Genomic DNA, 13,774 nt, shown 5'->3' with positions numbered 1-13,774 from the left:
TCACTAACGAGGTTAATACTTTGAACGACATGGTTAAGAATTTATTTTTATGGCTGATTATAGCGATCGTGCTTGTTTCAGTTTTCAGTAATTTCGGCCCTCGAAACTCGGTTGCTGAGAAGCTCTCTTACAGCCAGTTTTTGAAAGAAGTCGATCAAGGTATGGTTAATTCAGTCACCATTGAGGACGATAAAATCATCAAGGGGATGACTAAAAATAATAAGCGTTTTGTAACGTACATGCCTATGCAAGATAATGCTTTGTTAGGCGAGTTACTAAAAAGTAAAGTCGAAGTAAGCGGCCAAGAAAAACAACAAGAAAGTTTCCTTCTCCATTTATTTATCAATTGGTTCCCAATGCTGCTTTTAATCGGGGTTTGGGTATTTTTTATGCGTCAGATGCAAGGCGGGGGTGGTCGAGGTGCCATGTCTTTTGGCCGTTCGCGTGCACGCTTGCTCGGCGAAGATCAAGTAAAAGTGACTTTTGCTGATGTTGCGGGAGTCGATGAGGCTAAAGAAGAAGTTAAAGAGTTAGTTGACTTCCTTCGGGATCCTACCAAATTCCAAAATCTTGGGGGACGTATTCCCCGGGGTGTATTATTAGTTGGTTCTCCTGGAACAGGTAAAACCCTTTTGGCTCGAGCTGTCGCTGGTGAAGCGAAAGTGCCATTTTTCACTATTTCGGGATCTGATTTTGTTGAAATGTTTGTCGGTGTTGGTGCATCGCGAGTCCGTGATATGTTTGAACAAGCGAAAAAGCATGCTCCTTGTATTATTTTTATCGATGAAATTGATGCAGTAGGTCGTCATCGAGGCGCTGGTCTCGGGGGTGGTCATGACGAGCGTGAGCAAACGTTAAACCAATTGCTTGTAGAAATGGATGGGTTTGAGGGGAGTGAAGGAGTTATTGTTGTTGCAGCTACGAACCGTCCAGATGTTTTAGATCCGGCACTATTGCGCCCAGGTCGTTTTGATCGTCAGGTGGTAGTTCCATTACCGGATATTCGTGGTCGTGAACAAATACTTAGAGTGCATTTGCAAAAAGTTCCAGTAGATAGCAATGTGGACATCATGGCAATTGCTCGGGGAACTCCAGGGTTTTCTGGAGCAGATCTCGCCAATCTAGTGAATGAAGCGGCTTTATTTGCTGCACGTGCAAATAAACGTAAAGTCAATACGAGCGAGTTGGACAAAGCAAAAGATAAAATTATGATGGGAGCTGAACGACGCTCCATGGTGATGGATGATAATGAGAAAAAGTTGACTGCTTATCATGAAGCAGGTCATGCGATTGTTGGTTTATGTGTACCCGAACATGATCCGGTGTACAAAGTCTCTATTATCCCACGTGGGCGTGCTCTTGGTGTAACGATGTTTTTGCCGGAGCAGGATCGCTACAGCCATAGTAAGCGTCGTCTTGAAAGCCAATTATCTAGTTTGTTTGGTGGCCGTATTGCTGAGGAGCTCATTTTTGGTCCTGAAAGCGTGACGACGGGTGCATCTAATGACATCATGCGTTCTACTGAAATAGCGCGTAAAATGGTTACAACTTGGGGACTTTCAACTTTGGGCCCACTTACTTTTGGTGAAGAGGAAGAAGAGGTGTTCTTAGGGCGTTCAATGAATAAACATAAAGAAATGTCAGACAGAACAGCGCAGCAAATTGATGATGAAGTACGTGCGATTATTGACCGAAACTATAAGCGAGCTAAAGAAATTCTGGTCTCAAATATGGATAAATTGCATTTAATGGCACAAAGCTTAATTAAATATGAAACGATAGACCTCAATCAAATAAAAGAAATTATGTCTGGTAAGGAACCTTCGCCACCAGAAGATTGGGATTCGTCTAAGCCTCTGGATGGCGCTGAGGTGAGTAATCACCCATCAGAAAAGCCAACAGAGCATGAGGTTATTGTAAATCCTGCTGAAGAGCACTGAGATTATTAGTGAGAAAAGCAGGTGAATCCAACGCAATTTTCAGGTTGGCTTGAGCTTCAATGCCAACCTTCCTTAGGTAACTCGTTCCACAAGCCTTTAATTATGGGGATATTAAATGTCACTCCAGATTCATTTTCTGATGGTGGCAAATTTTTATCCATTGATAAGGCTTGCGAACATGCCAATGAATTAATAAGTCAAGGTGCTGATTTAATCGATATTGGCGGGCAGTCAACCCGACCAGGTGCACAAGATGTTTCACTCGAAGTGGAGCTGAATCGAGTTATACCTATTATTGAAAAAATCAGGGCTACTTCAGATATTTGTATTTCGATTGATACAAATAAGCCTGAAGTCATGGAAGCTGCTATAAGTGCAGGTGCTAACGTAATTAATGATATTTATGCTTTACGCACTGAAGGGGCTCTTGAAATGGCAGCAAAACTGGCTGTTCCTGTTTGCTTAATGCACATGCAAGGAGAGCCACACACGATGCAACATGCTCCATATTATCCAGATGGTGTACTTTCTGAAGTAACTCGTTTTTTTATGGAACGTATTACTGAGTGTCAGCGTGGAGGCATTAAAAGAAACAATATAATTCTGGATCCAGGATTTGGATTTGGAAAACAAGTACAAGATAATTTGCTCTTGGTAAAGAATCTTGATAGTTTTGCATCATTGGGGATGCCTTTACTTTTAGGGGTATCACGTAAAAGTACTATAGGGACGGTACTTGCTAAAGAGGTGGGTGAGCGTTTGATAGGAAGTATAGCGGCAGCTGTTTATGCAGCACTGAAAGGGGTGGGAATCATCAGAACGCATGATGTAGATGAAACAAATCAAGCGCTGCACATGATTACCATGATTAGTCAGGCCGATGTATATCAGCTCACGCAAGCTAAAATTCTTGATAGAGGTGGTTAAGGATGAGTCAACGTAAATATTTTGGTACTGATGGTATAAGAGGACACGTAGGTTTATCAAATATTAATCCTGAATTTGTGTTGAAGTTGGGTTGGGCAGTAGGCCGAGTACTGGCTAATGGTCATCGCAAAAAAGTAGTGATTGGAAAAGACACAAGAGTTTCGGGTTACATGCTGGAATCTGCTCTGGAGGCGGGTTTATCTGCTGCTGGTGTTGATGTCGCTTTGTTAGGTCCTATGCCCACACCAGCCATTGCTTATTTGACTCAAACACTGAGAGCTAATGCCGGCATTGTGATTAGTGCATCGCACAATCTGTTTGAAGATAATGGAATTAAGTTTTTTTCCTCCGATGGGGGGAAATTACCCGATAGCGTCGAATTAGCAATTGAAGCGGAACTGGAAAAGAAAATGCAAACAGTGCCGTCGCAAAATTTGGGTAAAGCAACACGAATTAATGATGCCAGTGGGCGTTATATCGAATTTTGTAAATCAACAATTCCTTCACTAACACGATTATCCGGTTTAAAAATTGTAGTTGATTGCGCAAACGGTGCAACCTACCATATTGCCCCTAATGTATTTGCTGAATTGGGAGCCCAAGTAATTGCAATTGGTAATCGTCCGGATGGGTTTAATATCAACGAAGATTGTGGTTCAACATCTCCTGAACTGTTAAGACAGAAAGTAATAACTACTGGTGCAGATATTGGTATTGGTCTAGATGGTGATGGAGATCGTGTTGTATTAATCGATTCAGATGGCCGTTTACTTGATGGAGATCAAATCCTTTATATTATCGCTAAAGACAGACATCAACGAGGCGTTTTAAATGGTGGGGTCGTGGGTACGCAAATGAGTAATTATGGCCTGGAAATGGCTATAAAGAGTCTGGGTATCCCATTTGTTAGAACACGCGTAGGGGATCGATACGTTTTAGAGGCTTTACGAGAAAAGGATTGGAAGATTGGTGGCGAAACCTCAGGACATATTGTTTGCCTGGATAAAACTACCACCGGTGATGGGATTGTTGCTGCATTGCAAGTATTGTCAATTATGGTCAAGCAAGGTAAAACCTTACAGCAATTAATTGAAGGAATAAATTTATTACCCCAAAGTTTGATGAATTTAAAAACTAATTATGCCACCTTACTTGCTGAGCATACACAAGTAATCGAAATTGTAAGGGCTTTAGAAACAAGTTTAAAAGGTGAAGGAAGAGTGTTACTCAGACCTTCAGGAACTGAACCCTTATTACGTGTCATGGTAGAAGGCATGGATGAGAGTATAGTCAAACAGCATGCAAAAAAGCTATGCGATGATATTAGTCAAATTGAGAGAAGTTTGGGCGCTCAGCAATAAAGTTAAACGTTTGGTTTTTGTTCTACAGAACCTTTTAATAAAAAAATCGCGATAAGACTACACATCGGCAATGAGTTTGGGTATAGTCCGCAGTTGAAAGCGAGGGGGTGTACTAATGAGACACAAGATAGTTGCGGGCAACTGGAAAATGAATGGTCAGCTGCAGCAAGTGATTCAATTAAGTAATGAACTTAAAGAAGCACTTAATACTATTAATAATGTCCAAGTTATAGTAATGCCTCCAGCTATTTATATTCCACAAGTTAGAGACATACTTGCTGAATGTAAAATTGGCGTAGGTGCCCAGAATGTATATCCGAAGGACTCTGGAGCATACACTGGAGAAATATCTGCGCCTATGTTAAAAGATTTTAACTGTCGCTTTGTTTTGGTGGGACATTCCGAGCGAAGACATTGTTTTCATGAAGATGAAAATTTTGTGGCGCAAAAATTCCACCATGTAAAAGAACATGATATGATACCCGTTCTTTGCGTCGGTGAAACGCTAGTTGAACGTGAAAAAGGGCAGACAGAGCAAGTAATTGCCAAACAATTGCTCGCAGTAAGTCAACAAGACAAAAATTGTTTTCGTGATTGTATTGTAGCTTACGAACCGGTTTGGGCAATTGGCACAGGAAAAACTGCATCACCTGAACAAGCACAGGAAGTACATCAGTTTATTAGAAAGCTGGTTGCAGAGATAAATCATAGCGATGCTGCACGTTTACCCCTTTTATATGGGGGAAGTGTGAATGAAAAAAATGCCAGAGCATTATTTACCATGCCTGATATAGATGGTGGCTTGGTAGGAGGCGCATCGTTGAACGCGAAACAGTTTGTGGAAATTGTGAAATGTATCAATTGATATTAATGATTCATGTAATCGTTGCTGTAGTCTTAATAGGCTTAGTTCTTATCCAACATGGTAAAGGTGCCGATATCGGTGCTGCTTTTGGATCAGGCGCTTCGAATACTTTATTTGGAAGCCAAGGGACAGGTGGATTTTTATTTAAATTAACTGGTGGTTTGGCAATAACCTTTTTTATCACCAGCTTATTGTTATCTTATTTGGTGTCTGTCCAATATCAAAAAGCAGATCAGCAAATAATTCCTCAACAAACTAGTGTACCGGCGAATTCAGTTCCAGTACCTGTTGATAACAGTAATAAGAAATAAATAAACATCCTATCTCCGTGCTTAAGTACAGAGAGAAGATTAGGAAAAGTAAGTAATTACTAATAAAAAGAATATGCCGAAGTGGTGGAATTGGTAGACACGCCGTCTTGAGGGGGCGGTGGCGAAAGCCGTGCCGGTTCGAGTCCGGCCTTCGGCACCATTTTAATCCGTGCAAGGTGAAAAAATGCTATCTCAATATTTACCTGTTCTTATTTTCATAATTATCGGATTGGCATTGGGCGTAGCAATGATAGGGGCTGGTTCCCTTTTGTCAAAGCATAATCCTGATAGCGCTAAGAATTCTCCTTATGAATGTGGATTTGGTGCATTCGAGAGCTCTCATATCCCATTTGATGTTCGTTTTTATTTAGTTGCCATTTTATTTATTATTTTCGATTTGGAAACTGCGTTTTTCTTTCCATGGGCATTAGCATTACGTAAAATTGGTTGGTTTGGTTTTGCTGGAATGATGTTATTTTTAGGATTATTGGTTATCGGTTTTATTTATGAATGGAAACGAGGCGCACTAGAGTGGGAATAATTTAAGTGTGCGCAATAAATTCACTTCTGATTGTTACTTCAAAAGAAGAAAACAAACAGAGGTGGTACCTTTTTTATTAATATTTAACTGCTTAGAGGCTAGCTATGGCGGTTGCAGAATTGCAAAAAAGTGGCTTTGTAACGACTTCAGTCGAGAAACTTCTCGGATGGGCACGTAGTGGTTCTATGTGGCCTATGACTTTTGGATTGGCATGTTGTGCTGTAGAAATGATGCATGTGGGTGCCGCACGTTATGATTTGGACCGGTTCGGAATTATTTTTCGTCCAAGTCCACGACAATCAGACGTAATGATTGTTGCGGGAACCTTGTGCAATAAAATGGCTCCTGCTTTGCGTAAAGTTTATGATCAAATGCCTGACCCTCGTTGGGTTATCTCTATGGGCTCTTGTGCGAACGGCGGTGGGTATTATCATTACTCTTACTCCGTAGTTCGTGGATGTGATCGTATTGTCCCAGTAGATGTATATGTACCAGGTTGCCCGCCAACTGCTGAAGCCCTACTGTATGGCATTATTCAATTGCAGAATAAAATCAGGCACAAAAAAATCCTAGAAGCTTAAGATCATCAAAGGTGCAAATAGATGACAACAAAAAATGATTATTTGGTTGAACAACTCAAACGTGAATTGGCGAATCAATTTAATGATATTAGTGTCGCTTACAATGAAGTAACTCTTGAGTGTGACGTATCAAATTTAAAAGCAATAATGTTGGAACTACGTGATCTGGAAGCTTTTTGTTTTGACCAGCTGATTGATCTTTGCGCCGTGGATTATTTGCTTTATGGTGAGTATGATTGGGAAACAGATTCAGCAACTGAAAGTGGGTTTTCTCGAGGTGTAGAACGCCAAGAAGCAAAAGTTTACGCTCTAAATAAACCTCGTTTTGCTGTAGTTTATCATTTACTCTCAACAAAATTGAATCATCGATTACGTGTCAAGGTATTCCTTGATGAGTCTCATTTAATTGTTCCTTCAGTGCATCATTTGTGGAAAGGCGCGAATTGGTTTGAGCGCGAAGCTTATGATTTATACGGTATTTTATTTGAAGGCCATCCAGACTTAAGACGTATTTTGACTGATTATGGATTTATCGGACATCCATTCCGTAAAGATTTCCCACTCAGTGGTCATGTTGAAATGCGCTATGACGCAAAATTACAAAAGGTCATATACGCTCCAGTAGATATTGAACCCAGAGTTTTGGTGCCCAAGGTTATTCGTAATGATAACCGGTATATTGGTGATAAAAGGGGCGAAGAATGATTGAATTAAAGAATTACACCTTAAACTTTGGTCCACAACATCCTGCAGCACATGGGGTATTACGTTTAGTTCTTGAGCTTGAAGGTGAAACCATCGTTCGTGCCGATCCACATATAGGATTACTGCATAGAGCAACTGAAAAATTAGCAGAAACAAAACCTTATATCCAAAATATTGGTTATATGGATAGACTGGACTACGTGTCCATGATGTGCAATGAGCATGCTTATGTACGTGCAATTGAGAAACTTTTAGGTATCGAAGCGCCAATACGAGCTCAATATATCCGTACAATGTTTGATGAAGTAACGCGTCTTTTAAATCATCTGCTTTGGATGGGAGCTAATGCATTAGATATCGGTGCAATGACCGTATTTTTATATTGCTTCAGAGAGCGTGAAGATTTATTCGATTGCTATGAGGCAGTATCTGGTGCTCGAATGCATGCTACCTATTATAGACCGGGTGGTGTTGCACGGGACTTGCCTGATAGTATGCCTAAGTATAAGGCTTCAAGATGGCATAATGAACGTGAAGTAGAAAAGCTTAATGAGGAACGCAGTGGCAGTCTGTTGGACTTCCTCTGGGCATTTACTGAGCGATTCCCTCATTGTGTTGACGAATATGAAACATTATTAACCGATAATAGAATTTGGAAACAACGTACAGTAGACATTGGTATTGTTTCACCAGAAGAAGCATTGCAATGGGGTTTTACAGGGCCAATGCTTCGTGGTTCTGGAGTAGCGTGGGACTTACGCAAAAAACAGAGTTATGCAGCATATGATCGCGTTGATTTCGATATCCCAGTAGGCAAAACTGGAGATTGTTATGATCGCTATTTGGTTCGTGTTGAAGAGTTAAGGCAATCAAATCGAATTATTAGGCAATGTATCGAATGGCTCAGAGCAAATCCTGGTCCAGTACGTATTGATGATCACAAAATTACACCACCACGCCGCGTAGAAATGAAAGAAGATATGGAATCATTAATCCATCATTTTAAACTGTTTACAGAAGGTTTTTGTTTGCCGCGTGGTGAAGTATATAGTGCCGTTGAGGCTCCTAAAGGTGAGTTTGGCATTTATATGGTATCTGATGGGGCGAATAAACCTTACAGAATGAAAATTCGTGCTCCTGGATTTGCTCATTTGTCGAGCTATGATGCAATGACTAAAGGACATATGATCGCTGATGGTGTCGCGATTTTAGCGAGTCAGGATATAGTATTTGGTGAAATAGATCGTTAATTTTTGATCTGTCAATTTATGATTTTTAAAATGACATTCCAGAAAATTGCAATTTAAATTAATGAAGGTTTAGAAATGTCTGATAATTCAGCAAAAATATTAAATCAGTTGGTGTCAGCTCAGAGAATAAAGGACATCGATCATTGGATAGCAAAATACCCAAAAGATCAAAAGCAATCAGCTGTAATGAGTGCGCTACGAATAGTCCAAGAAGAGCATGGTCACCTGACTACAGAATTAATGGATGCTGTAGCTGATTACCTTGAGATGCCTCCCATTTCAGTATATGAGGTTGCAAGTTTCTATACTATGTACGAACACACACAGATCGGCAGACATTCTGTAAATGTATGTACCAATATTTCTTGTATGCTGCGTGATTCAGCTGCGGTCGTTGAACACTTGGAAAAAAAGTTAGGTATAAAAATAGGTGAAACCACAGATGATGGGCGCTTTACATTACGATCCGTTGAGTGTTTAGGTGCTTGTGTTAATGCACCAATGATGCAGGTGGACAAGGATTATCATGAGAATCTGACTCCTGAATCTATAGATAAAGTGTTGGAACAATACCAATAAAAGATAGAGGTGGTTGCCGTGGTTGAATTAAATCAAGTTTGTTATCGAACATTTCATCTACCAGAGCCTTGGACACTATCTGCTTATGAAAGTGTTGGTGGATATAGTGCATGGAGAAAAATATTAAAAGAGCAAACTTCTCCACAATTAATAATTGATGAATTAAAAACATCTGCCTTACGTGGTCGAGGGGGAGCTGGATTCCCAACTGGATTAAAATGGAGTTTTATGAATCGTAATACTCCAGTACAAAAATACGTAGTTTGTAATTCGGACGAAGGTGAGCCAGGCACGTGTAAGGACCGAGAAATACTTACATTAAATCCACACCAACTAATAGAAGGCATGGCAATTGCTGGATATACCATGGGTGCTACTGTGGGATATAACTACATTCGCGGCGAGTTTTGGTTGCCCTATGAGCGCACAGAAGCCGCATTAAAAGAAGCTTACGAGGCGGGTTTGTTGGGTAAGAATATTTTAGGTTCAGGCATTAACTTCGATTTATATAATCATTTAGGTGCTGGTGCATATATTTGTGGCGAAGAGACTGCATTGCTTAATTCCCTTGAGGGAAAAAAAGGACAACCCAGATTTAAACCCCCATTTCCTGCTAACTATGGTTTATACGGGAAGCCTACAACAATAAATAATACAGAGACTTTTGCCTCTGTTCCAGTCATCATGGAAAAGGGTGGCGAGTGGTTTTTAAAAATAGGCAAACCTAATAATGGCGGGGCTAAATGTTTTAGTGTAAGTGGTCACGTCAATAAGCCCGGAAATTTTGAAATTCCCTTGGGAACACCGTTTAAAACCCTTCTCGAATTAGCCGGTGGGGTTACAAAAGGTCGAAAAATTAAAGCAGTAATTCCCGGAGGTACCTCAATGCCTGTTTTACCTGGTGAGGTAATGATGGGCCTTGATATGGATTATGACAGTATTCAAAAAGCAGGTTCAGGATTAGGTTCTGGGGCTGTGATTATTATGGATGAGACAACCTGTATGGTTGATGCACTATATCGCATTTCCGAGTTTTATATGGATGAGTCCTGTGGACAATGTACCCCATGTCGTGAGGGTACCGGTTGGTTAGTCCGTTTATTACATCGCATCAAGGATGGCCATGGTGAACCTGGAGATGTAGAGAAACTAGTCAATGTTGCGAACAATATCGAAGGACGCACTATTTGTGCATTAGGTGAAGCAGCTGCTTGGCCGGTACAAAGTTTTGTTAAGCATTTCCGCGATGAATTTGAATATTTCGTGAAGCATAAACGCTCAATCGTCGCAGCATAATTAAAAGGTTTGACCCATGACTACTACTATTGAAATCGACGGTAAAACATTTGAAGCAGAAAACGGCAAAATGATCATTGAAGTTGCCGATGAAGCGGGGATTCATATCCCACGTTTTTGTTACCATAAAAAATTATCTGTGGCGGCAAACTGTCGCATGTGCTTAGTTGAAGTTGAAAATGGCCGTAAGCCAGTTCCTGCTTGTGCAACTCCAATTACCAACGGCATGAAGGTATTTACTAAATCGAAGGAAGCGCTACATTCACAAAAAGTAGTTATGGAATTCCTTCTTATTAACCATCCGCTCGACTGTCCAATTTGCGATCAGGGTGGAGAATGCGAATTACAAGACATATCCATGGGTTATGGGGAAGATGAATCCCACTATACAGAAAACAAACGTTCAGTGGATGATGATAATTTAGGTACACTGATTTCAACTGAAATGACCCGTTGTATTCATTGTACGCGTTGTGTCCGCTTTGGTGAAGAAATTGCTGGACTGAGAGAGTTAGGTGCGACTGGCCGTGGTGAGCACATGCAAATTGGGACGTATGTGCAACACAGCATGAAGTCAGAAGTATCCGGTAACATTATTGATTTATGTCCGGTTGGGGCATTAACTTCAAAACCCTACCGCTTTACCGCTAGAGCATGGGAACTAACCCAGCATGATGGTGTTGCACCACATGATTGCCTCGGTTCAAATATCTATCTACATACACGTCGAAATCAGTTAATGCGTGTTGTTCCTAAAGAGAATGAAACAATTAACGAAACCTGGTTGGCTGACAGAGATCGATTTAGCTATTTAGGATTAAATAGTCCGTTAAGAGCAAGTCAACCACAGATTAAGCGCAATGGACAATGGGAAGTTGTGGATTGGGAGACTGCATTAAAATTTACAGCAGAAGGGCTAGCTCGAGTTATAAAGCAAAATGGTGCTGAGCAAGTTGCGGCTTTTGCCTCAAGTTCTTCTACATTAGAAGAGCTGTATTTATTGCAAAAATTAATGCGTGAAATTGGTGTCCATAATATCGACCACAGATTGCAACAGGTAGATTTTAGAGATCAAGAAAATCAAGCAACTACTCCTATAAGTTCCTTGCCATATGCCGAAGTAGAGCATCAAAATGCCATAGTCCTGATCGGATGTAATGTTGATCGTGAAGTTCCTCTAGCAGGAGTTCGGGTTCGTAAGGCGTTCCGTAATGGAGCAAAAATTTATGCTATAAATCCTGTAGATTTTGAATATCGTTTTGATCTTGAAGAGCGCTTCATTGTTTCACCTTTAGAAATGCCAATGCAACTTGCCAAGCTTGCTTTAGCACTGACTAGTGACATTAAAACTTTACCCGCAGAAGTGCAAAAATTATTAATAGGTCTTGAGTTGGATAAAGCAACTCAACGAGTTGCCAAAGCATTAAAAGAAGAAAAAGCATGTTTAATTACTGGTGCCCTTTGTGAAAATCATCCTGACGCAGCTTTATTACGTACCTTAATGTTCCATATTGAAAAATTAAGTGGAGCTAAAGTATTGCGCCTGACTCATGGGGCAAACTCTGCTGGTGCTTGGATCGCAGGAATGGTGCCGCATCGAACAACTGCAGGCAAATCAGACTCAACACCAGGAATGGATGTACAAGCAGCTCTAAATGCCAAACTCAAAGCATATTTCTTAATGGGAGTAGAACCTGGTTTTGATTTTGCAAATCCTTATGGTGCAAGACAATCAATGCTCGGCGCAGAATTTGTTGTATTAATGTCTGCTTTCAATCATGAGTCAATGCTCGATTATGCAGATGTGATTTTACCAATAGCCCCATATGCTGAAACGTCAGGAACCTACATTAATGTTGATAATACATGGCAAACAGTAAAAGGCGCGTTATCGCCTCACGGAGAAGCTCGACCAGCCTGGAAAGTATTGAGGGTTCTTGCTAATTTACTGCATTGTGAAGGTTTTGAATATTTATCGACTGAAGATATTCTGTCAGAAATTAAAAATAGTGTTGCAATCACTATGGAGCAAGAATATAAGCCTTATTATCCTGAGAGCCTGCCTCTAATTAATCAATCATTAATTCGTGTTGGTGAGTGGCCACTTTATCGTAGCGATGCAATTGTTAGGAATGCCAAAGAGTTACAATTATGCGCTGCGGCGGAAGTAGCATGTATACGTATTAATCCTACAACAGCTGATCGATTGAAATTAGAAGATGTTGCTACTGTATCTCAGGGAGATATTGAGATAACATTGCCGCTTAAACGTGATGAACGCATTGCGGCAGATGTTGTATGGGTAGCAAACGCGATGCCTGAAACCGTGGATTTGGGCCATTCATTTGCTGCAATAACTATTAAGCGCTAGGCAGGTAAAAAAATGCTGCAAGATATTAGCATATTAATTTGGGTCATCATTAAAATATTAGTAATCGTAGTCCCATTACTATTATGTGTTGCATATTTAATCTATGCAGAGCGTAAAGTTATTGGATATATACAAGTCCGTATAGGACCCAACCGTGTGGGTGTACGCGGGTTGCTTCAACCTATAGCGGATTTGATTAAACTAATTACTAAAGAAATTATTATCCCTACCCGCTCGAATAAATACCTTTTTATAGCTGCTCCGTTATTCGCTTTAGTTCCTGCTTTGGCAGGCTGGGCGGTAATTCCTTTTCAGGAAGGAATGGTTTTAGCAAACATTAATGCAGGGGTTCTTTATATTTTTGCAATGAGTTCTCTTGGAGTTTATGGAGTGCTCATCGCAGGATGGGCATCCAACTCCAAATACGCAATGTTTGGTGCATTAAGAAGTACAGCACAAACCGTATCCTATGAAATTGCAATGGGGTTTGCGTTGGTGGGAGTGCTGTTGGCTGCTGGAAGTATGAACCTTACAGAGATTGTGAACTCACAAAGAGGCGGAATTTTACATTGGTGGTTTGTTCCTCTCCTTCCTCTGTTTTTCGTATTTTGGATTGCAGGCATTGCTGAAACCAACCGAGCACCATTCGACTTGGCCGAAGGGGAATCCGAGATTGTTGCTGGCTTCCATGTGGAATATTCAGGAATAGGCTTCGCATTATTTTTCTTATCAGAATATGCGAGTATGATTCTTATCTCTATACTGCTCAGTATCCTGTTTCTGGGTGGGTGGATGTCGCCATTTGAAGGTATTCCATTTTTAGAAAATATATTTTTTATTGTACCCGGGTTTGTTTGGTTAATCGTGAAAGTCTGCTTTTTCCTATATGTATATTTATGGATAAGAGCCACTTTTCCTCGTTATCGTTATGACCAGCTTATGCGTTTAGGTTGGAAGGTACTTATTCCGGTCACCATTGTTTGGATTATTGTAACTGCGCTAATGGTTGTTACACATGTTAAACCTTGGTTTTAATGATTAATAGAG

The 13,774-nt window shown here is 40.5% G+C and carries 13 protein-coding genes and 1 tRNA gene; all 14 read left to right on the top strand.

The features are described 5' to 3' along the window. The first annotated feature begins 29 nt into the window (after window positions 1-29). The 14 genes from ftsH (at window position 30) to nuoH (ending at window position 13,762) form a co-directional block, all read left to right on the top strand. Window positions 30-1,940 (top strand): ATP-dependent zinc metalloprotease FtsH, encoded by a 1,911-nt coding sequence (gene ftsH / locus ACWTEW_RS08840; RefSeq protein WP_454781701.1) that lies wholly within the window; start codon window positions 30-32, stop codon window positions 1,938-1,940. A 21-nt stretch (window positions 1,941-1,961) separates the two neighbouring features. Continuing rightward, window positions 1,962-2,867: a dihydropteroate synthase gene (gene folP, locus ACWTEW_RS08835; protein WP_454781318.1), complete on the top strand. Its 906-nt coding sequence runs from the start codon at window positions 1,962-1,964 to the stop codon at window positions 2,865-2,867. Between the two features lie 2 nt (window positions 2,868-2,869). After that, window positions 2,870-4,228 carry a phosphoglucosamine mutase gene (gene glmM / locus ACWTEW_RS08830; protein ID WP_454781317.1) on the top strand — a complete coding sequence of 453 codons (1,359 nt, stop codon included), beginning with the start codon at window positions 2,870-2,872 and terminating at the stop codon, window positions 4,226-4,228. Window positions 4,229-4,343: 115 nt separating this feature from the next. Then, on the top strand, window positions 4,344-5,093 hold the full coding sequence (gene tpiA / locus ACWTEW_RS08825; RefSeq protein ID WP_454781316.1) for a triose-phosphate isomerase: 750 nt from the start codon (window positions 4,344-4,346) through the stop codon (window positions 5,091-5,093). Next, window positions 5,081-5,404: a preprotein translocase subunit SecG gene (gene secG / locus ACWTEW_RS08820; RefSeq protein ID WP_454781315.1), complete on the top strand. Its 324-nt coding sequence runs from the start codon at window positions 5,081-5,083 to the stop codon at window positions 5,402-5,404. Before tpiA ends, secG begins: the two co-directional genes overlap by 13 nt. Window positions 5,405-5,479: 75 nt before the next feature. Further along, window positions 5,480-5,564: transfer RNA gene (locus tag ACWTEW_RS08815), tRNA-Leu, on the top strand. Window positions 5,565-5,588: 24 nt separating this feature from the next. Further along, on the top strand, window positions 5,589-5,945 hold the full coding sequence (locus ACWTEW_RS08810; RefSeq protein ID WP_454781314.1) for an NADH-quinone oxidoreductase subunit A: 357 nt from the start codon (window positions 5,589-5,591) through the stop codon (window positions 5,943-5,945). Between the two features lie 104 nt (window positions 5,946-6,049). Continuing rightward, on the top strand, window positions 6,050-6,526 hold the full coding sequence (locus ACWTEW_RS08805; protein ID WP_058467432.1) for a NuoB/complex I 20 kDa subunit family protein: 477 nt from the start codon (window positions 6,050-6,052) through the stop codon (window positions 6,524-6,526). Window positions 6,527-6,547: 21 nt separating this feature from the next. Further along, window positions 6,548-7,231 carry an NADH-quinone oxidoreductase subunit C gene (locus tag ACWTEW_RS08800; RefSeq protein WP_454781313.1) on the top strand — a complete coding sequence of 228 codons (684 nt, stop codon included), beginning with the start codon at window positions 6,548-6,550 and terminating at the stop codon, window positions 7,229-7,231. Continuing rightward, window positions 7,228-8,481, top strand: coding sequence for an NADH-quinone oxidoreductase subunit D (locus tag ACWTEW_RS08795; protein WP_454781312.1), 1,254 nt, complete (start codon window positions 7,228-7,230; stop codon window positions 8,479-8,481). The genes ACWTEW_RS08800 and ACWTEW_RS08795 overlap by 4 nt, the downstream gene beginning before the upstream one ends. Window positions 8,482-8,556: 75 nt before the next feature. Next, a complete protein-coding gene (nuoE, locus tag ACWTEW_RS08790; protein WP_454781311.1) occupies window positions 8,557-9,060 on the top strand; it encodes an NADH-quinone oxidoreductase subunit NuoE in 504 nt (167 codons plus the stop codon). Window positions 9,061-9,078: 18 nt separating this feature from the next. Continuing rightward, window positions 9,079-10,356, top strand: coding sequence for an NADH-quinone oxidoreductase subunit NuoF (gene nuoF / locus ACWTEW_RS08785; protein ID WP_454781310.1), 1,278 nt, complete (start codon window positions 9,079-9,081; stop codon window positions 10,354-10,356). Window positions 10,357-10,372: 16 nt separating this feature from the next. Continuing rightward, the gene (gene nuoG, locus ACWTEW_RS08780) at window positions 10,373-12,727 is read left to right on the top strand and encodes an NADH-quinone oxidoreductase subunit NuoG (RefSeq protein ID WP_454781309.1); all 2,355 of its coding nucleotides are present in this window, start codon (window positions 10,373-10,375) and stop codon (window positions 12,725-12,727) included. A 12-nt stretch (window positions 12,728-12,739) separates the two neighbouring features. Continuing rightward, window positions 12,740-13,762: an NADH-quinone oxidoreductase subunit NuoH gene (gene nuoH, locus ACWTEW_RS08775; protein ID WP_454781308.1), complete on the top strand. Its 1,023-nt coding sequence runs from the start codon at window positions 12,740-12,742 to the stop codon at window positions 13,760-13,762. Window positions 13,763-13,774 lie beyond the last annotated feature (12 nt).

Source organism: Legionella stuttgartensis, from assembly GCF_977063405.2.
Note: the sequence above shows the minus strand (reverse complement) of the source record. Positions and strands in the feature narration are given on the sequence as shown.